This window comes from Nocardia sp. NPDC004123 (assembly GCF_053603795.1).
Map to the genome: position 1 here is coordinate 451,382 of NZ_JBSGGG010000002.1, position 18,017 is coordinate 469,398.

The 18,017-nt window shown below is 70.4% G+C and carries 17 protein-coding genes; 14 read left to right on the forward strand and 3 right to left on the reverse strand.

The window, feature by feature from the left end; genetic code table 11:
• Window positions 1–11: 11 nt before the first annotated feature.
• The 3 genes from ACWEQQ_RS04270 (at window position 12) to ACWEQQ_RS04280 (ending at window position 3,062) form a co-directional block, all read left to right on the forward strand.
• Complete coding sequence (locus tag ACWEQQ_RS04270) at window positions 12–1,211, forward strand: TetR/AcrR family transcriptional regulator (protein ID WP_452347067.1); 1,200 nt, start codon at window positions 12–14, stop codon at window positions 1,209–1,211.
• A gap of 100 nt (window positions 1,212–1,311) precedes the next feature.
• The gene (locus tag ACWEQQ_RS04275; RefSeq protein ID WP_452347068.1) at window positions 1,312–2,256 is read left to right on the forward strand and encodes an ATP-binding cassette domain-containing protein; all 945 of its coding nucleotides are present in this window, start codon (window positions 1,312–1,314) and stop codon (window positions 2,254–2,256) included.
• On the forward strand, window positions 2,253–3,062 hold the full coding sequence (locus ACWEQQ_RS04280; protein WP_452338081.1) for an ABC transporter permease: 810 nt from the start codon (window positions 2,253–2,255) through the stop codon (window positions 3,060–3,062). The genes ACWEQQ_RS04275 and ACWEQQ_RS04280 overlap by 4 nt, the downstream gene beginning before the upstream one ends.
• On the opposite strand, the gene ACWEQQ_RS04285 is transcribed toward ACWEQQ_RS04280, so the two are convergent.
• Window positions 3,046–6,225 (reverse strand): BTAD domain-containing putative transcriptional regulator, encoded by a 3,180-nt coding sequence (locus tag ACWEQQ_RS04285; protein ID WP_452347069.1) that lies wholly within the window; start codon window positions 6,223–6,225, stop codon window positions 3,046–3,048. The genes ACWEQQ_RS04280 and ACWEQQ_RS04285 overlap by 17 nt on opposite strands.
• A gap of 128 nt (window positions 6,226–6,353) precedes the next feature.
• Here ACWEQQ_RS04285 and ACWEQQ_RS04290 point away from each other — a divergent pair, with 128 nt between their 5' ends.
• The 9 genes from ACWEQQ_RS04290 (at window position 6,354) to ACWEQQ_RS04330 (ending at window position 14,451) form a co-directional block, all read left to right on the forward strand.
• Entirely contained in the window at window positions 6,354–6,989 is a 636-nt protein-coding gene (locus ACWEQQ_RS04290; RefSeq protein WP_452347070.1) for a DUF4097 family beta strand repeat-containing protein, read from the forward strand.
• A 94-nt stretch (window positions 6,990–7,083) separates the two neighbouring features.
• Entirely contained in the window at window positions 7,084–8,154 is a 1,071-nt protein-coding gene (locus tag ACWEQQ_RS04295; protein ID WP_452347071.1) for an FO synthase, read from the forward strand.
• On the forward strand, window positions 8,147–9,637 hold the full coding sequence (locus tag ACWEQQ_RS04300) for a flavin-containing monooxygenase (protein ID WP_452347072.1): 1,491 nt from the start codon (window positions 8,147–8,149) through the stop codon (window positions 9,635–9,637). Before ACWEQQ_RS04295 ends, ACWEQQ_RS04300 begins: the two co-directional genes overlap by 8 nt.
• Window positions 9,638–9,756: 119 nt before the next feature.
• Window positions 9,757–10,668: a dienelactone hydrolase family protein gene (locus tag ACWEQQ_RS04305; RefSeq protein WP_452347073.1), complete on the forward strand. Its 912-nt coding sequence runs from the start codon at window positions 9,757–9,759 to the stop codon at window positions 10,666–10,668.
• Between the two features lie 69 nt (window positions 10,669–10,737).
• A complete protein-coding gene (locus ACWEQQ_RS04310; protein WP_452347074.1) occupies window positions 10,738–11,622 on the forward strand; it encodes a LysR substrate-binding domain-containing protein in 885 nt (294 codons plus the stop codon).
• A 195-nt stretch (window positions 11,623–11,817) separates the two neighbouring features.
• Window positions 11,818–12,003, forward strand: a complete 186-nt coding sequence (dmpI, locus tag ACWEQQ_RS04315; protein WP_036545806.1) for a 4-oxalocrotonate tautomerase DmpI — start codon at window positions 11,818–11,820, stop codon at window positions 12,001–12,003.
• Window positions 12,004–12,156: 153 nt separating this feature from the next.
• Window positions 12,157–12,813, forward strand: a complete 657-nt coding sequence (locus ACWEQQ_RS04320) for a hypothetical protein (RefSeq protein ID WP_452338088.1) — start codon at window positions 12,157–12,159, stop codon at window positions 12,811–12,813.
• Between the two features lie 362 nt (window positions 12,814–13,175).
• Window positions 13,176–13,352, forward strand: a complete 177-nt coding sequence (locus ACWEQQ_RS04325) for a hypothetical protein (RefSeq protein ID WP_354830724.1) — start codon at window positions 13,176–13,178, stop codon at window positions 13,350–13,352.
• A 109-nt stretch (window positions 13,353–13,461) separates the two neighbouring features.
• On the forward strand, window positions 13,462–14,451 hold the full coding sequence (locus ACWEQQ_RS04330) for a cation diffusion facilitator family transporter (protein ID WP_452347075.1): 990 nt from the start codon (window positions 13,462–13,464) through the stop codon (window positions 14,449–14,451).
• A gap of 15 nt (window positions 14,452–14,466) precedes the next feature.
• Here the strand turns inward: ACWEQQ_RS04330 and ACWEQQ_RS04335 are convergent, their stop codons facing one another.
• On the reverse strand, window positions 14,467–15,309 hold the full coding sequence (locus ACWEQQ_RS04335) for a helix-turn-helix transcriptional regulator (RefSeq protein ID WP_452347076.1): 843 nt from the start codon (window positions 15,307–15,309) through the stop codon (window positions 14,467–14,469).
• 119 nt (window positions 15,310–15,428) lie between these two features.
• On the opposite strand from ACWEQQ_RS04335, the gene ACWEQQ_RS04340 reads away from it, so the two are divergent.
• Both ACWEQQ_RS04340 and ACWEQQ_RS04345 read left to right on the forward strand, forming a co-directional pair.
• The gene (locus tag ACWEQQ_RS04340; protein ID WP_452347077.1) at window positions 15,429–16,190 is read left to right on the forward strand and encodes an SDR family oxidoreductase; all 762 of its coding nucleotides are present in this window, start codon (window positions 15,429–15,431) and stop codon (window positions 16,188–16,190) included.
• A gap of 204 nt (window positions 16,191–16,394) precedes the next feature.
• Entirely contained in the window at window positions 16,395–16,883 is a 489-nt protein-coding gene (locus ACWEQQ_RS04345) for a MarR family winged helix-turn-helix transcriptional regulator (protein ID WP_452338092.1), read from the forward strand.
• Window positions 16,884–16,928: 45 nt separating this feature from the next.
• Here ACWEQQ_RS04345 and ACWEQQ_RS04350 read toward each other — a convergent pair whose 3' ends face one another.
• Window positions 16,929–17,828 (reverse strand): quinone oxidoreductase family protein, encoded by a 900-nt coding sequence (locus tag ACWEQQ_RS04350; protein WP_452347078.1) that lies wholly within the window; start codon window positions 17,826–17,828, stop codon window positions 16,929–16,931.
• Window positions 17,829–18,017: the final 189 nt, after the last annotated feature.

Here is an 18,017-nt window from a genome sequence, read left to right on the forward strand (position 1 = left end):
GAGCGGCGACCATGAGCGACACCGCCGAGCACGCGGCCGCCCGCCCGGCCCGCGGCACCCGCCCCGCCAATCGCCGTGATCTGATCGTCGCCGCCGCGACCGAGTTGTTCTATCGGCGCGGCTACGCCGATGTCGGCACCGGCGACATCGCCGACGCGGTCGCGGTCGGGCCGTCCGCGCTGTACCGGCATTTCCGCAACAAGAACGATCTGCTGCGCGCCGTGGTGGCCCAGCCCATCGAGATCGTCACCGAACTGCTCGACGCGGCGCGCGCCGAGCCGGACGCCGATCTCGCCCGGACACTGGCCACCGCCATGCTGGATCAGCGCGCCATCGGCGTGCTCTGGCACCGGGAGGCGCGGCACCTCGACCCCGACGCGAAAACCGAACTCCGGCACCGGGCGCGCGGCATCGGCGCACGGTTCGCCGATCTGCTGCGCACGCGGACACCGCGGCTCACGCCCGCGCAGGCCGAAATAATCGGCTGGGCCGCGCTTTCCACGGCATCCAGCATCTCGTTCCACAATCTGGAACTGCCGCGTCAGCGCTTCGTGCAGGTGCTCACCGACATGGTCGACGCGATCCTCACCGCCGACCTGCCCGTCCCGCGCCCCGCGGCCGCACCACCCGCCGGCCCGACGGCGGGATGGTCCCCCTCGCGGCGTATCGCCATTCTCACCGCGGCCACGAAACTCTTCGCCGAGCAAGGCTTTTCCGGTGTGGCGCTCGAGGACATCGGCGCGGCCGTCGGCATTGCCGGACCCAGCGTCTACAACCACTTCGACAGCAAGGCCGACATCCTGATCGCCGTTCTCGACCAGGGCAATCACGTCCTGCGGGCCGACATGTACCGCGATCTGACCCGCGCGACCGACGCCGCCGACGCACTCGACCGGTTGCTCACCAGCTACACCGAATTCGCCTTCGAGCAAACCGGTCTCATCCGGCTGCTCACCTCCGACATCGATCAGCTCCCCGCCGCCGATCGGCACCGCATGCGTGGCGTGCAGCACGAGTACATCGCCGAATGGGTGCAGCTGGTGCGCCAGGTCCACCCCGGCCAGGACGAGCTGGAAGCCCGGCTGCGAGTCCAGGCCGCCCTGAGCGTCGTCAACGATCTCGCCGCCACCCCCCGCCTCCGAGCCACCCCTGACATGCCCCGCCTGACCCGTCATCTGGCCGCCGCCCTGCTGGCTCCGCCCAACGGCTGACAGCCCTCGCCACCCCTCGTGAACAGGCAGAACACCGTGTCAGAGGGCGTATCAGGTCGGTGTCAGGCCGGTATCAGGCCGGGTCGCGACAGTAGTCCACATGAACAGCACAGCAATCGCGGCCTCGGGGCTGCGGAAGGCTTACGGGGACAAGACGATCCTCGACGGCATTGATCTGAATATCGGTGTGGGAACGATCTTCTCGTTGCTCGGGCCGAACGGCGCGGGCAAGACCACGACGGTGAACGTGCTGACCACGCTGCTGAAGGCGGACGGCGGGACGGCCCGGGTCGCCGGGCACGACATCGCCACCGAGACCAAGGCGGTGCGGGCGGCCATCGGCGTGACCGGTCAGTTCGCGGCGGTGGACGACCTGCTGACCGGCGAAGAGAACCTGCAGCTGATGGCCGATCTGCACCGGCTGCGGGGCGCGGCGCGCAAGCAGGTGGTCGACACGCTGCTGGAGCGCTTCGACCTCACCGAATCCGCGCGCGAGCAGGCGGCCACCTACTCCGGCGGCATGCGCCGCAAGCTGGACCTGGCGATGACGCTGGTCACCAAGCCGGACATCGTCTTCCTCGATGAGCCGACCACCGGACTGGACCCGCGCAGCCGGCGCACCATGTGGGAGATCGTGCGGGAGTTGACCTCCGACGGGGTGACCATCTTCCTCACCACCCAGTACCTCGAGGAGGCCGACCAGCTGGCCGACCGGATCGCGGTCCTCGACGGCGGCCGCATCGTCGCCGAAGGCACCCCGGACGAGCTCAAGCGCCGCGTCCCCGGCAGCTATCTCCAGCTGCGGTTCACCCACCTCACCGAACTGGAAGCAGCCGCGCGGATCCTGCCCGCCGCGACCATGGACAGCGAGGCGCTGACCCTGCAGGTGCCCGGCAACGGCGGCACCAAAACCCTGCGGGCCCTGCTGGATCGGCTCGCCGATCACTCGGTCGAGGCCGCGGAGGTCTCCATCCACACCCCTGATCTCGATGACGTTTTCCTTGCCCTGACCGGGCACGCCACCACGGAGGCCGACGCACAATGAGCACCATCGTTTCCACCGACAGCACCCCGAACCGGACCGTCACGGCCGGCGCCCTGGCGGCGTCGCTGGGCGACTCGGCGATCATGTTGCGCCGTAACTTCAAACACATCGCCCGCAATCCGGTCGCGATCTTCAACGCCGCGCTGATGCCGGTGGTGATGCTGCTGATCTTCGTCTACGTGTTCGGCAGCGCCTTCAATGTCGGCGAGCATTACATCGACTACGCGACACCGGGCATGATCCTGCTGGCCATCAGCTACGGGCTCTCCGGCACCGCGGTCGCGGTGAGCTCGGACATGGCCAAGGGCGTCATCAACCGGTTCAAGGTCATGGACGTCTCCCGCGGCGCCGTGCTGACCGGACACGTGGTGGCCACCATGCTCACCAATGTGGTCGCCATCGCGGCCGTGCTGGGAGTGGCGTTCGCCCTGGGCTTCCGGCCGCCGGCCACCGCGCTGGACTGGCTGGGCGCGCTCGGCATCGTCCTGGCCACCTCGTTCGGGGCGTCCTGGCTGACCGTCGCGCTGGGCATGGCCGCCAAGACCCCGGAGTCCGCGGGCATGTCCGTGGTGCCGCTGATCATGCTGCCCTTCGTGAGCAGCGCGATCGTCCCGGCCGACCAGATGGGCCAGGGCGTCCGGCAGTTCGCGCAGTACCAGCCCTTCACCCCGATCATCGAGTCCCTGCGCGGGTTCCTCACCGGGCACCCGTCGGGCGGCTACACCGCCGCGGCGCTGGCCTGGTGCGCCGGGTTCGCGATCGTCGGATACCTGTGGTCCCGCGCCACTTTCACGAAGCGAGCGTGATCTCGGCCAGTTCATGCCAGACCGCCCGCGCCCCCTCCCCCGTCGCCTCGGTGAACTTCACGTCACCGAGGCGACTTCGTGCTGTCCGCTCGATCCGGGCCGCATCCGGGTGGGAATGATCCGATACGCCACGCACCGCGGTACTGGCCGCGAGCAGCCGCACCGCCTGCTCGTCCTGCTCCGCCCGCAGCGCCAGATCCGCCAGACCGACCAGCACCTTGGCGAGCAGGGGCGCGTGTCCCGCCGCCGACGCCACCCGGAAGGCCGCGGCCCGATGGTCGCGGGCCTCGTCGAGGCCGTCCGCCAGATAGCCGAGCAGATCGTGGATCACCGCACTCATGAACGGCTGCTCCGATTCTCCCGCCAGCAGGGTCTTCGCGACGCCGATCTGCCGGTGCGCCTCTTCGGGATCCGCGTTCCAGCGCGCCAATTCCGCTCGGGCCAGGGCCATTTCGGCCAGCGCGATCGGCCAGCCGGTCTGATCCGCGTACCGCTGGGCCTCGGCCATGGCGGCCGTGCTCGCCGCCGCGTCGCCCAGCAGCCAGTACAGCTGCGCCTGCCGTGACCGCATCCGGACCAGGTCCTCGATCGCGCCGACCTCGGCGACCACCGCGATCGCCTGCTCGAGATACGCACACGCACTAGCGAATTCGCCGCGCAGGGCGAGGCTGTCGGCCAGCTCGGTCAGCGCGAACGAGATCCCCCAGCGCTCACCGACGGCCCGGAACTCCGCCAACGCCAGCTCCAGGTGTTCGTCGGCCTCCGGCCCGCCCTGGCCGAGCACGGTCCGCAACTTGCCCAGCTGCAGCCGGGCCAGCGCCCGCACCCACGGATCGTCGTCGCCGAGCAGCGCCTCGAAGGCGGGCAGGAACTGATCCGGCCCCTGCAGCATGCGTTCCAGCGCGACCACGAACGCCAGCGTCGGATGACCGGTCCGGCCGCCGCCGGTCCGATCGCCGCCGGCCCGGTAGGCATGGTGGATCCATTCCTCCACGTGGTGTTCGTCATTCGGGCCGGAGGTCATGAAATGCACGACGAGCCCGTAGACCGTGGCCCGGGTCTCGTCGTCGGCTTCGCCGGGCGTCCGGGCGGCCGCGGTGACCAGCTCCATGCCCTCGGCCTTGTGCCCGCTGAGCCACCAGTACCAGCCGGCGGCCGCGGCCAGCCCCATGGCCGCGGTCGCGTCCGCCGCGGCGAGCGCGCCGCGCATGGCGGCCGCGATATTGTCGTGCTCGGGTTCGAGAACGGCGAGCCATTCCAGCTGTTCGGCCCGGCGCAGATGCGGTTCCGCGGTCGCGGCCAGTCCGGTGAAATACGCCAGATGCGCGCGCCGCGTCGCGTCCGCCTCTCCCGCCTCCGCGAGCCGGTCGCGGGCGTACTGCTTGATCGTCTCGAGCATCCGGTAGCGCGGCCCGTCGTCGCCCGCGGTGAGCAGCAGCGATTTCTCGGTCAGCGCGGTCAGCAGCTCGAGCACCTCCCACTGTTCGACCGCCGCGGGCTGCCCCTCGGATTCGCTACTCGCACAGACCTGTTCGGCCGCCTCGAGGCTCGCGCCGCCGGCGAACACCGAAAGCCGGCGCAGCACAGCCTGTTCGGCCTCGCTGAGCAGTTCCCAGCTCCAGTCCACGACCGCCCGCAGGGTCCGGTGCTGCGGTTGCGCGGTCCGGCTGCCCCCGGTCAGCAGCCGGAACCGATCGTCGAGACGGGTGGCGAGCTGCTCGAGGGACATGGTGCGCAGGCGGGCCGCGGCCAGTTCGATCGCCAGCGGGATCCCGTCGAGCGCACGGCACACGCGGGCCATGGTCGCCAGGGTGCGGGCATCGGCGCCGAGGTCCTGGCGCACCGCGCCGGCGCGGTCGCGCAAAAGCTGGACGGCCGGGGAGGATTCGATCGCGCCGGCGTCCGCGTCCGCGGCGGGCAGCGCCAAAGGCTCAACCTGCCAGAGCGCTTCACCGGTGATGCCGAGCGGTTCTCGGCTGGTGGCGAGAATGCGCAACCGCTGGCACTCCCCGAGCAGACGGTGGGCGAACGCCGCCGAGGACTCGATCACATGCTCGCAGTTGTCCAGGATCAGCAGCATGTCGCGCTCGCGGATGGCCGCGATGAGGCGGTCCAGGGGTTCCGCGTTCGCCCCGCCGCCCAGCAGCGCGTCCCGCAGCCCGAGCGCGGCCAGCGCCGCCTGCGCGAGGTCACCGCCCGCGCTCGCCGAGGACAGCTCCACCAGCCACGCGCCGTCCGGCAGCCCGTCGAGCAGGGCGCGCCCGGTCTCCGTGGCCAGCCTGGTCTTTCCCGAACCGCCCGGTCCGGTCACCGTGGTGAGCCGATGGCGGGCGACGAGAGCACGCACCGCGGCGATGTCGGCCTGCTTGCCGACGTATCGGGTCAGTTCGGCGCGCAGGTTGGTCCGGCGGTCGTCCTCCCGCCCGCCCACCTCCCCACGCAGCAGGGCGACATGCAGGGCGGACAGCTCCGGCGCGGGATCCACACCCAGCTCGTCGGCGAGGGCCTCCCGGACCCGCTGGTACACGACCAGCGCCTCGGCGCCCCGGCCCGCGGCGGCGAGCGCGCGCATCAGCGACGCGGCGAGTCGTTCCCGCACAGGGTGCTGGGCCACCAGATCATTCAGTTCGGTGACCAGTTCCGCGCCCCGGCCGAGCCGGAGTTCGGCGTCGTACCGATCCTCGAGCGCACCGATGTGCAGTCCCTCGAGCCGGGCGATCACCGCGTCGATGGCCGCGCCGTCCTGCGCCCCGATGTCCCGCATGGGCGCGCCGCGCCACAGTGCGAGGGCCTCGCGCAGCAGTTCGGCCTGGTGGACGTCGTCGCCGCCACGGGCCTGGTCGAGGAGCTGTTCGAACCGCACGGCGTCGATGTCGGCGGGCGCCACCGTCAGCCGGTAGCCGCCCGCCTGCACGTCGATCGACCCGTCCGGAAGTACCCGCCGCAATCGGGAAACCAAGGCCTGCAAGGCATTCGCCGCATCGGACGGCGGCTCCTCGCCCCAAATCCAGTCGACCAGCCGCGCTTTCGAGACCGCCCGGCCGGGTTCCAGCGCGAGCGCGATCAGCAGCGACCGCAACCGGGCGCCCGGTACCTCCAGCAATCCGCCGTCGTCTGCCCGGATTTCGAGCGGCCCAAGCATTCCGATCTGCACCCGGACCATTCTGCCGTGCGCTGTCCAGCCGGGCCGAACCCGTGTCAGCGGACGTGTCAGTCCGGCGTCAGGCCGCTGTCAGCCGGGCTCGCGAAAGTAGTCGCATCAGCAGCACAGACCCTCGAAGGAGAAACATCATGACCGCGTTCCAGACCCCCGAAGCCATCACCGTCGCCGTGGACGTGGCCGCCGGAAACGTCACCGTCATCGCCTCGAACCGCACCGACACCGTCGTCGAGATCCGCCCGGCCGACGCGTCCGAGAAGGAGGACGTGCGCGCCGCCGAGCAGATCCGCACCGAGTTCGCCGCGGGCACCCTGACCGTGCACGCCCCCAGGGGCTGGCGGAAGTTCTCCCCGCTCGCGGGCCGCGGGTCGGTCGAGGTCACCATCGAGGTGCCCGCCGGCTCCCGCCTGACCGGTTCGCTCGGCATGGGCAACCTGCTGGGCGCGGGCCCGCTCGGCGAGTGCGAGCTGGAGGTCTCCGCCGGTGACATCACCGTCGAGCGCCCGCTCGGCTCGGTCACCGCCAAGGTCGCGAAGGGTGACATCCGCATCGTCGAGGCCACCCGCGGCGTGATCGATGTGGAGACCGCCACCGGCGACCTGTCGATCGGCATCCATCCGGGCAGCGCCGCCCGGATGGAAACCAACGCGCAGAAGGGCACCATCCAGAACCAGCTGTACCCCGTCAGCCGGCCGCAGGACATCGTCGAGGTCCACGCCCGGAACTCCTACGGCAACATCACCATCGGTCACACCACCGCCGCCTGACCCGCATGGTTGTCCACATCCCGGCTCGGGGCCGCCCACCCGGCGGCACCGAGCGGGACGGGACGCCCGCAGGGGCGGCGGTATCGTGGCGATCGTGGATCGTGGTGTCGCCGAGGTTGGCTTGTCCGATGCGGGGCGGGTGCGGGAGTGGCTCGCGGAGGCGGAGCGGAATCCGGCCGGCCTGCCGGACGCCGGATACATCGCGCTGTTGCACGCGGACGGCTCCGAGCTGGAGCGGTTGTGCGAGCTGGCCGATGCGCTCCGGCAGCGGACGGTCGGCGACGCCCTCACCTATGTCGTGAACCGGAATCTGGATACCGCCGTGGTCTCCGGCTCCGCGGCGCGGGAGCGACTGGCCGCGCTGGTGTCCGAGGCGCACGCGCTGGGCGCCACCGAGATCTGCATGCAGGGCCCGCTGCCCGCCGACAGCGATGACGACTATCTGGCGCTGATCGCCGCCATCACCGAGACCGCTCCCCTGCACCTGCACGCCTTCCGCCCGGAGGAACTGCTCGACGGCGCCGCGCGCCGTGCGCTGCCCTTGGACGAGTTCCTGGCGCGGGCAAAGGATTCCGGCCTCGGATCGGTTCCCGGCACCGGTGCGCGCATCCTCGACGACGATGTACGCGCCCGGTTGAAGGGCAGCCCGGATCTACCCGTGAGCCGCTGGGTGGAGGTGATCGAGGCCGCCCACCGCGCGGGCCTGACCTCCACCTCGACCATGGTCTACGGGCATGTGGAGACCCCCGCGCAGCAGGTGGCCCACCTGCGGCTGCTCGCCGATATCCAGGACCGCACCGGCGGCTTCACCGAATTCATCGCCATGCCCATGGTTCCCGTGACCGCGGCATCCGGCTTCCTCGATCCCGTTGTGCCCGAAGCGCTCCGGCGGCAGACGCGGGCGGTGCACGCCGTCGCGCGGCTGCTCTTGCACGGGCGCATCGACAATATTCAGGCCGCGTGGCCCCGGCTGGGGCTGGCGGTGGCGATCGAGCTGCTGCGCGGCGGCGCGAACGATCTCGGCGGCCTGCTGCTCGACGGCCGGCTCGCGCCGGAGTCCGGTCCGGAGGCCGGGCTGAGCCTCACCGTCACCGATGTCGATCGGATCGCCGCGGAGCTGGGCCGCTCGCTGCGCCGCCGCACCACCCGGTACGGCCATGCCTGAGAGCACGGATCCGGCCACCGCCGAAGGACATTCGAGCCCCGAACGGGTCGACGTGCTGATCGTCGGCGCGGGTTTCGCCGGTATCGGCATGGGCATCCAGCTCGCCCGCCGGGGCCGGGACTCCTTCGTCATCATCGAGCAGGCCGACGATGTGGGCGGCACCTGGCGCGACAACCGCTACCCGGGCGTGGCCTGCGATATCCCCGCCCACCTGTATTCCTTTTCGTTCCGGCCGAATCCGCGATGGTCGCGGGTGTTCGCCGAGGGCGCGGAGATTCACGCCTACCTGCGGTCGTGCGTCCAGCAGGAGAAGCTGGAACCGTATCTGCGGCTGAATTGCGCGCTGGAACAGGCGGAGTGGGTCGAAGCCGAGGCGCGCTGGTTCGTCCGGACCTCCCGCGGCGACTTCTCGGCCGCCACCCTGATCATCGCCACCGGACGGCTGACCGAACCCCGGATCCCGCCGGTCGCGGAGCTGGCGAATTTCGGTGGCCGGCACTGGCATTCGGCGCGGTGGAATCCGAAGGTGTCGCTGGTCGGCAAGCGGGTCGGCCTGGTGGGCACCGGCGCGTCCGCGGTCCAGATCCTGCCGCGGCTCGCGGGTGAGGCCAGCGAGGTCGTGGTCTTCCAGCGTTCGGCGCCCTATGTGCTGCCGCGCGGGGACCGCTTCTACACCCCCGACGAGCTGTCGAGCTTCGCCGCCGACCCGCGGACCATCACCGAGCTGCGCGACGAGCTGTTCGCCGAGGCCGAGCTCAGCATCGCCGCCCGGCGCCGCCGCCACCCGGAGATCGATCTGCTGCACCAGCGCGCCACGGACCATCTGGCGGCCCAGGTCCGCGATCCACGTCTGCGGCAGCGGCTCACGCCCGACTACGAAATCGGCTGCAAGCGAATCCTTTTCTCCGACGACTACTACGCGGCCCTACAGCTGGACACCGTCCAGCTGGAACCGACCGAGCTGACCCGCATCGACGACGGCCTGGCCATCGCCGCGAGCGGGCACACCTACGATCTCGAGATCCTGGTCTTCGCCACCGGTTTCAACGCCACCCGGCCGTCGATCGCCAAGCACATCCGGGGCCGCACCTCGCTGCTGTCCGAGCGCTGGAGCAACGGCATGGTCGCGCACGCGTCGACCACCGTGGACGGCTTCCCCAATATGTATGTGCTGGACGGGCCGAACGCGGCGCTCGGCCACAACTCCGCGATCTATGTGATCGAGACCCAGATCGATTACGTGCTCAGCGCGCTGGATCATCTCGCCTCCAGCGCGCACACCGTCCTGGAGGTCACGCCCGAGGCGGTCCGCTCATCCATGCTCGATATCGAGGAGCGCGCCCGCGACACGGTGTGGACCCAGGGCCGCTGCACGAGCTGGTACCGCGACGAACAGACCGGTCGCGTCACCCTGCTCTGGCCGGACTCCGCGGTCTCGTTCCGCCAGAGCAATGGTGCCTTCGACATTTCCGCCTACCGGTGACCCCGGCCGCGGAGTTTGCGGCCGCGGCCATGGCGGCAATCAATCAGCCATCGTGGCAGACGGCAGATCCACAGCGTTTCGGCCGAGACCGGACCGGTCCCGCGGCCTAGGCTGAGGGCATGACGCCGCTGCAGCGCTATATCGCAGAGGAAATCGCCACCGATCACACCGAGGGCCTGCTCAGCCGCCGGGAAGCGCTACGCCGGCTGGGGCTGCTCGGCATGGGGACACCGGCGGCCGTGGCGCTGCTGGCGGCCTGCGCCGACTCGGGCAAGCAGTCCGCTCCCACGACCACCGCCGCGAGCTCGTCCGCGTCCCCGCCGGCCGCACCGCCCGGCACCGCGACGGCCCTGCAGCCCACCGCGATCACCTTCGCCGGACCCGAGGGCCGCACCCTGCAGGCCGCGTGGGCCGAGGCGTCCCAGCCCATGGGCGGCGTGCTGGTCATCCACGAGAACCGGGGCCTGACCGACCACATCCGTTCGGTGACAGGGCGTTTCGCGGGCGTCGGGTATTCGGCGCTCGCGGTGGATCTGCTCTCCGAGGAGGGCGGCACCGCCACCTTCACCGATCAGGCGGCCGCCACCGCCGCGCTCGGCAAGATCCCCCAGGACCGATTCGTCGCCGATCTGCGCGCGGGCCTGACCGAGCTGCAGCGCCGCGTACCCGGAAAGAAGCTGGGCGCCACCGGTTTCTGTTTCGGCGGCGGGCTGACCTGGCTGCTGCTCACCTCGGGCACCCCCGAACTCGCGGCCGCCACCCCCTTCTACGGCCCGTTCCCCGATGGCGGCGAGGTCACCGGATCCAAGGCCGCGGTGCTGGCCGTCTACGCCGCGCTGGACAGCCGGGTCGACGCCTCCCGCCCGGCCGCCGAGGCGGCCCTGGACAAGGCGGGGCTCCCGCACGAGAGCTTCGTGGCCGACAATGCCGACCACGCCTTCTTCAACGACACCGGCCCCCGCTACCAGCCCACGGCCGCCGCCGAGGCCTGGCGCCGGGTACTCGACTGGTACGGCCGCTACCTGGCCTGACCCCGCCGGTCACGCCGGCCCCGCCGCCTCGCCACGGCCCCGGGCGGGCGCTGATGGTTCCATGGGCTCGTGGAATTGCGTCAGTTGCGGTATTTCGTGACCGTCGCCGAGGAGTTGCACTTCGGGCGAGCGGCCGAGCGCTTGCACATCGCGCAGCCCGCGGTGAGCCAGCAGGTGCGGCGGCTGGAACGGGACCTGGGTGTGCAATTGCTGGACCGGTCGCCGCGGCGGGTGCGGCTGACCGAGGCCGGGTTGCGCTTCCTGCCCGCGGCGCGGGGTGTGCTGGCCGCGGCCGATCAGGCCCGGGCCAGCGTGGCCGGCCTGGCGGGTGCCCGCGCGGAGGTGTTCCGGCTGGGCACGGTGACCGGACTGGGCGAACGCCTGGACGCGGTCCTGGATGCCTTCGCCGAGCAGGCGCCGCAGGTGCAGGTCGAGCTGGTGGCGCTGCCGGTGCGGGATCGGCTGGCCCGGGTGGCGGACGGCGGTCTGGACGCCGCCTTCGTGCGCTCACCGGAACCCGGTGAGAGCCCGGAACTGGACTTCCTGCCCGCCTGGGACGATCCGCTGGTGGTGGCCCTGCCCGCCAAACACGCACTGGCGACCCAGGATTCGGTCCGGCTGGCGGACCTGGCCACGGTGCCGCTGCGGCTGACCGAACGGCGCAACCATCCGGCGCTGGTGGATCTGGTGCTGAACGCATGTGTGCGCGCCGGATTCGAGCCGGTGCCCGCGCCCACCTCCACCACCCTCCAGGACACGCTGGCCGCCATCGGCGCGGGCTCGCCCATGTGGACGGTGGTCTACGAATCGAATGCGCGGCAGGTCCACAACACGCGGGTCGCCTTCCGCCCCTTCGCCGATGCCGGGCTGACCCTGCCCATCGCGCTGGCGGTGCGGGCGGATGCGGCGTCGCCGAATTTGCGCCTGCTGGGCGCTCTGCTCGCGCGCGCGTAGGGATCTCGCGGGCGCACAGGGATCTCGCGGGCGCACACGCGATAAGGATCGCTTATCGCTGCGCGAACGACCTGCTCATTGGTCGGGGTGTGGTTTTCCGGTGAACTGTTCTCAGGCCGCCGAACGGATCGGAGATCGGAACCCCGGGTTCCGAGATGGCCGGTATCCCAGCAGTTTTCGCGAAGGAGAACAGTCATGCCCATCGTCACCGTGCAGCAGGGCCCGCGCACCGTCGAGCTGAAGCGGGACCTGGTCCGCCGCATCACCGACGCCTTCGTGGACGCCTATCAGATTCCGGCCGAGGCCGTGCAGGTGTGGATCCACGAGACGCCCGCCGACAGCTGGGGCACGGCCGGTCGCCTGACCGCCGACGGCAAATAGCCGGTACACCGGCGGGTCGCCCGGGGGAGCCGAAACCAGCTGTGGCGCACCCGAACCGACCCGCCGGTACCGTTAGATGTCGGACCCGTGACAACCCGGCATCGACTGTGCATGCTCCCAGGTAGACCCCCGTTTTAGTGATACAACGGCAGCATGACGGAGGATGTCGGCAGCGCGGCCGTACCGACAGCGGCGGGGCGCTCGGTGGAATTCTGGGGCTATTGCATGTGGGGCCTCGCGGGACTGGCGATCGCCACCTCGGAGCTGGCGTCGGTCTTCGGACTGGCGAGCTGGCCGACCATCTCGAACACCATCGGGCATCTGGAGACTCAGCACTCGTTCGTCCGGCTCATCGTCGTGTCGGTGATCGTGCTGCTGGCGTATTACGCTGTCCCGCAACTGGCCACCCCGCCCGAGCCCACCCCGCAGATGGTCGCCGGGCGCACCCTCACCGTGAACGGCCGTGTCACCAACCCGTATTCGCCGATCACCCTGCTGGGCGCGGGGTATCTGCTGGCCGCGGTGGGCACCTTCGTCTTCGGGGTCCTGTTCGCCGCCACCGACCGTGGCATGCACCCACAGTCCTACCTGGGCGCGTACGTCCTCTACGGACTGATCGCCCTGATGTGGGTCATCGTGCCCAGCATTCTGGCCATGTTCTTCAGCCGAGATGTGCCCTTCCCCACCCTGTTTCGCACCATCGGCTACCTGGAGCGCCGCGCCCACCCGATCGCCGCCATCCTGCTGGCCGCACTGGTGGTGCTGCTCATCCACCTGGCCTTCTACCCCTGGCCCCGCGTCCAGAGCTGAGCGCCGGCGACGCCGAACCCGTTGCCCGCGAACTATTTACGACCGCGTAGCAGCAGAAACGCGGCATAGGCCGCGCCGGAGATGCCGATAACCACGACCACACCGATGGTTGTCAGAATTGCGTCCACCCTTGTGATTCTAGGCTTTTCGGCCCTCGGACGGGGCGCTGTCAGCCCGGAACGGTGCGGCCGCCGGCGAATCACCAGCGCGTCGTCCACCGACACCCAGCAATGTCGCGATCTCGGGTGTGTGCGACCACCAGCGCTGCGGGACGCCCGCGGCGCAGCAATAGGCGAACCGATCCCGCACGAACCCGGCGTGCCGCGAGTGCTCGATCCCCGGAACAGGCGTATGCAGGAGCTATGGGTCGCCATCCGCAGCGGACGCCGTTCTATGGGGCGCTGATGCTGGTCGGGGTCATGCTCACCGGGCTGTGGGTCCGGGACTGGCCCTGGCTGTGGCTGCGGGCAGCCGGGTTCGTCGCATTGTTCGTGATCGCGTTCGCCGGGTTCCTCATGACGTTCCGCGACCTCTCGTGAAGAGGCCGGAGCTTTCTCCGGGCAAACCACGGAATCGGACGTGTCACAAACATTGCATACATAGCGATTCATGCATATGGTGTTCGTCGGGCACTACCGAAGGAGGGTTATGGGCGGGCACGAGCATTCACACGGGCATGACCACGCCGGACATTCACACGGCGCGACCGCCGACAGCGACAAGCGCTGGCTGGCCGGCGCGCTCGCGGTCATCGTGGCGTTCCTGCTCGGTGAGGTCGTGGTCGGCCTGGTCGCCAGGTCGCTGGCACTGCTCTCCGACGCCGCCCACATGCTCACCGACGCGGCCTCGATCGTGCTGGCGCTGTGGGCCATCCGGCTGGCGGCCCGGCCCGCGGCGGGCCGCATGACCTACGGCTGGAAGCGCGCCGAGATCCTCTCCGCCCAGGCCAACGGCCTGACCCTGCTGGGCCTGGCGGCCTGGCTCACCTACGAGGCCATCCGCCGCCTGATCAACCCGCCCGAGGTGACCGCTGGCCTGGTGCTGGCCACCGCGCTGGTCGGCATCGTGGTGAACGTGCTGGCCGGCTGGATGATCAGCCGCGCCAACCGGACCAGTCTCAATGTCGAGGGCGCGTATCAGCACATCCTCAACGACCTGTTCGCCTTCATCGCCACCGCGGTCGCCGGTCTGATCATCATGCTCACCGGCTTCGCCCGCGCCGACGGCATCGCCACCCTGATCGTGGTGGTGCTCATGGTGAAGGCCGGCGTCAGCCTGGTCCGCGCCTCGGGCCGCATCTTCCTCGAGGCCGCGCCCGCCTACCTCGACCCGATCGAGATCGGCCGGGAGATGGCCGAGGTGGACTGCGTCATCGAGGTGCACGACCTGCACATCTGGGAGATCACCTCCGGTACCCCGTCGCTGTCGGCGCACATCCTGGTCGGGCCCGGCACCGACAGCCAGGCGGTGCGCGCCGCGGTCGCCGGCATGCTCTCCGAAAAGCACCACATCGATCACAGCGTGCTGCAGGTCGACTACACCGACCACGCGGAATGCCCGGACACCGAGCACGACCACGTCCCGCACTGCCAGGACGCGCACGGCCCGGTGCACCGCAAATCCATTGCCACGAACTGAGAGTCGGCCGCCGGTTCAGGCGGGCACGGAGTGCCGCCCGGCGAGCCGGGCCAGCGCCGCCGCGGCCGGTGACTCCGGCGCGGCGGTGTACACGACCAGCAGCTGATCGGGATCGCCCGGCAGCGCGAAGGTTTCGTAGCCGAGTTCCAGCAGCCCTGCCTCGGCATGCTGAATCAGCTTGGCGCCGCGCGTCTTCTCCTTGATCGGATGCGCGGCCCACAGCCGCCGGAAGACCGCGCTGCGGGCGGACAGTTCCCCGACCAGCGCCGCCACCCGCGGATCGTCGGGATGCAGTCCCGCATCACGCCGCAGGAACGCGACGGTCTCGCCGGCCACCGTCTCCCAGTCGGGATAGAAGGTGGACGCGGCGGGATCCAGGAACAGGTACCGCGCCTGGTTGCGTTCCGCGGCGGGTATGCGCGAGAAGCCGGATACCAAGTCGCCCAGGGTATTCCAGGCCAGCACATCCATGCGCCGCCCCAGCACGAAGGCGGGCGCGGTGAGGGCGTCGAGCACCAGCCGGACACCGGGGTGGACGGTGTCGCTGTAGACGCTGGACACGGTGGTCGGATGCGCGTCGACGGTGCCGCCCGGCCGGGCCAGCGCGTACAGGTGCAGCCGCTCCTGATCACTCAGCCGCAGGGCACGGGCGACCGCGTCGAGCACGGCATCCGAAACATGTTTGCCGCGGCCCTGTTCCAGGCGGATGTAGTAGTCGACGCTCACCCCGGCCAGCTGCGCCACCTCCTCACGGCGCAGGCCGGGGACCCGGCGGCGGCCGTATTCGCGCAGCCCCGCGTCCGCGGGCTGGATGTGGGAGCGGCGCGAGCGCAGGAAGTCGCCGAGATCGTTCTGCATGGGGTCCAGCGTACGAACCCATCCTGGTACCGGCAGACCCAGGAAAACCGCAACCCTCGTTGCCGATCACGCACGCTCGCAGGATGAATGCACACGCAGAAAGCGAAGGAGCAATCGACATGAGCTACGAGAACCTGTCCGGCCGCACCGCCGTCATCGCCGGAGCCGCCAGCGGCATGGGCGAGGCCACCGCACTGCTGCTGGCCCGCAACGGGGCCCGGGTGGCACTGCTGGCGCGGCGCGCGGACCGGCTCGACACCCTGGCCGCCAAGATCGAAGCCGAGGGCGGGACCGCGCTGGCGGTGCCGGTGGATGTCACTGACTCGGCCGACGTGACCGCCGCGGCGGACGCGGTGCACGCCGCGTTCGGCCCGGTCGATCTGGTGGTGAACTCGGCGGGCGTCATGCTGCCCAACCCGATCACCGACGGCCGCGAGGACGAGTGGACCCGCATGCTGGAGACCAATGTGGCCGGGCGCCTGCGCATGATCCGCGCCTTCCTGCCGGACCTGCTGGCCGCCGCGGACGCGGGTCGTACCGCCGACCTGGTCAACATCTCCTCGATCGGCGCGCACGTGGCGTTCCCCGGCTACGCGGTGTACGGCGCCACCCAGGCCGCCATCACCCAGCTGTCGGCGACGCTGCGCACCGAGCTCGGCGCGCGCAAGGTGCGCGTCACCAATATCGAGCCCGGCCTCACCGACACCGAACTCGGCAGCCACATCGACAATGCCGAGCTCAGCGGCGAGCTGGACGGCATGTTCGGGTTCATGGAGTCGCTGCGCGCGGACGATATCGCCGATCTGATCGCCTACACCGCCAGCCGTCCGGCGCACGTGAACCTGCGCCAGGTGGTCGTCCTGCCGACCCAGCAGGCGTGAGCGGATCGGGTAGCCGCCCGGCGAAATCGGCCGGGCGGCAGCCACTTCCGTCAGATCAGCGCGCCCGCACCGCAGCAGCAAGTCCTCTGCCATTCGACTCGTGCCGCAAATGGAAGAATGATCAGGCGACGGGGCAGCAGCAGGACGGCGACCACTCTTCCCGCTGTGATAGACAGATTCCGCAGCTCGCGACGAAAGGACGGCATGGGACAGCCCGCGGACTCGTCCGGAAATCCGGTCTCGTCCGAAAAGCCCACGGCTCGGGTGGAATTCGAGACCATGCTGCTCGGCCGCTACTCCATTGCCGCCCGCTACCGCCGTGAAGGCACCCGCCTCGATCGCAGCGCCTACGTCCTGCTCAGCCGCCTCAGCGTCGAGGGACCCATGTCCATCGGCCAGCTCACCGAGGCCTTCGGCCTCGACACCTCGACCGTCAACCGGCAGACCGCCGCCCTGCTGCGCGCCGGACTGGTCGACCGCATCCCCGACCCCATCGGCGGCATCGCCCGCAAATTCCGGATCACCGACATGGGCGAACAGGCCCTGGAGGCCGAGCGTCAGGCCAATACCGAGGGCCTCGACCGCGTCATGGTGAACTGGTCCGCCGACGACGTGGCCGCCTTCGCGAGCTATCTCGAACGCTTCAACACCGATATCGAGCGCCTCGACGGGCGGCCCTGGCCTCGCCCCTGACGGAACGCCGGGGTGCGGGCCCGCTTCCGAGGGCGCGCCCCGACTTCAGGCGATGCGCACCGCCACCCGGCCCCGATTACCACGGGTCTCGATGAGCTCGAGTGCGGCATCCATCTCGTCGAGCGGAAGAATGGTGTGGCGCGGGCGAATTCGACCGCACGCCAGCAGGTTCCACAGTTCGGCCCGCCAGCCCTCCAGCAGATCGGCCCGAGTCCGGCTGAGCAGGCCCATCGAGAAGCCGCCGACGGTCTTCAGCTCGCCGAGCAGGCTGCCGGCGTCGATGGTTCCGCCGAAAGCGCTGAAGGCGATCAGGCGACCGTGCGCGCCGAGGATGTCCACGCAGCGCTGAGCCACGTCGGCACCGACGCCGTCGAGGACGACGTCCACCCGCTCGGTCCAGGCGTCCGCGTAGGTGACGACCTCGTCCGCGCCACAGTCGCGCAGGAACTCGGCCTTGTCCAGGCTGCCGACGGCCGCGATCACCCGCACCGCCCCCAACGCCCGGGCCAGCTGGACGGCCAGATGTCCGACCCCGCTGGCCGCGCCCGTGACCAGCACCGACTCCCCGGCGGCGAACCGCGCCGTCCGCAGCAGGCCCAGGGCGATGACGCCGCCCCGCACCAGCGTGAGCGCGTCGGCGGCATCCACCCCGGCGGGGATCTCGGACATCAATTGCGGTGCGGCAAGGGCATATTCGGCGTATGCCCCCTCGAAGACCACGCCGCCGACCCGCTTGCCCACCCAGTCGGCGAGGTCCGGTCCGGCCGCCACCACCGTGCCGACGATCTCACCGCCGTCGGGCCCGCCGTCTCGCTGCAGCATGCGCACCAGCCCGAGGTGGACGCCCGCCAGCTCGGTGCGCACCAGCAGCTGACCCGGGCCGGGCACGAGATCGGCGACGGTGACGACGGCTGGACTGCGGCCGGAGAACTGAATCTTGCGCACTGGCAGTGCCTTTCGGTGAGACCCGGCGCCTTCGCCGTATTTCTATGTTGGACATAAATTTAGTCTGCTTTTCTTCTATATGCCAAACCTAAATTTCCCGAGGCGGGATGATGCTGTTCAGCGCGGTCCTGGGCACCCGGACGTTCTCGAACAGCACCTCGGCGTGCCCCTCGCGGTCCTGGTAGCCGA

Bases quoted from the DNA above. Each gene is read 5' to 3' on its own strand.
- ACWEQQ_RS04270 (WP_452347067.1), top strand. From the start codon at position 12: ATGAGCGACACCGCCGAGCACGCGGCCGCCCGCCCGGCCCGCGGCACC.
- ACWEQQ_RS04275 (WP_452347068.1), top strand. From the start codon at position 1,312: ATGAACAGCACAGCAATCGCGGCCTCGGGGCTGCGGAAGGCTTACGGG.
- ACWEQQ_RS04280 (WP_452338081.1), top strand. From the start codon at position 2,253: ATGAGCACCATCGTTTCCACCGACAGCACCCCGAACCGGACCGTCACG.
- ACWEQQ_RS04285 (WP_452347069.1), bottom strand. From the start codon at position 6,225: ATGGTCCGGGTGCAGATCGGAATGCTTGGGCCGCTCGAAATCCGGGCA.
- ACWEQQ_RS04290 (WP_452347070.1), top strand. From the start codon at position 6,354: ATGACCGCGTTCCAGACCCCCGAAGCCATCACCGTCGCCGTGGACGTG.
- ACWEQQ_RS04300 (WP_452347072.1), top strand. From the start codon at position 8,147: ATGCCTGAGAGCACGGATCCGGCCACCGCCGAAGGACATTCGAGCCCC.
- ACWEQQ_RS04305 (WP_452347073.1), top strand. From the start codon at position 9,757: ATGACGCCGCTGCAGCGCTATATCGCAGAGGAAATCGCCACCGATCAC.
- dmpI (WP_036545806.1), top strand. From the start codon at position 11,818: ATGCCCATCGTCACCGTGCAGCAGGGCCCGCGCACCGTCGAGCTGAAG.
- ACWEQQ_RS04320 (WP_452338088.1), top strand. From the start codon at position 12,157: ATGACGGAGGATGTCGGCAGCGCGGCCGTACCGACAGCGGCGGGGCGC.
- ACWEQQ_RS04325 (WP_354830724.1), top strand. From the start codon at position 13,176: ATGGGTCGCCATCCGCAGCGGACGCCGTTCTATGGGGCGCTGATGCTG.
- ACWEQQ_RS04330 (WP_452347075.1), top strand. From the start codon at position 13,462: ATGGGCGGGCACGAGCATTCACACGGGCATGACCACGCCGGACATTCA.
- ACWEQQ_RS04335 (WP_452347076.1), bottom strand. From the start codon at position 15,309: ATGCAGAACGATCTCGGCGACTTCCTGCGCTCGCGCCGCTCCCACATC.
- ACWEQQ_RS04340 (WP_452347077.1), top strand. From the start codon at position 15,429: ATGAGCTACGAGAACCTGTCCGGCCGCACCGCCGTCATCGCCGGAGCC.
- ACWEQQ_RS04345 (WP_452338092.1), top strand. From the start codon at position 16,395: ATGGGACAGCCCGCGGACTCGTCCGGAAATCCGGTCTCGTCCGAAAAG.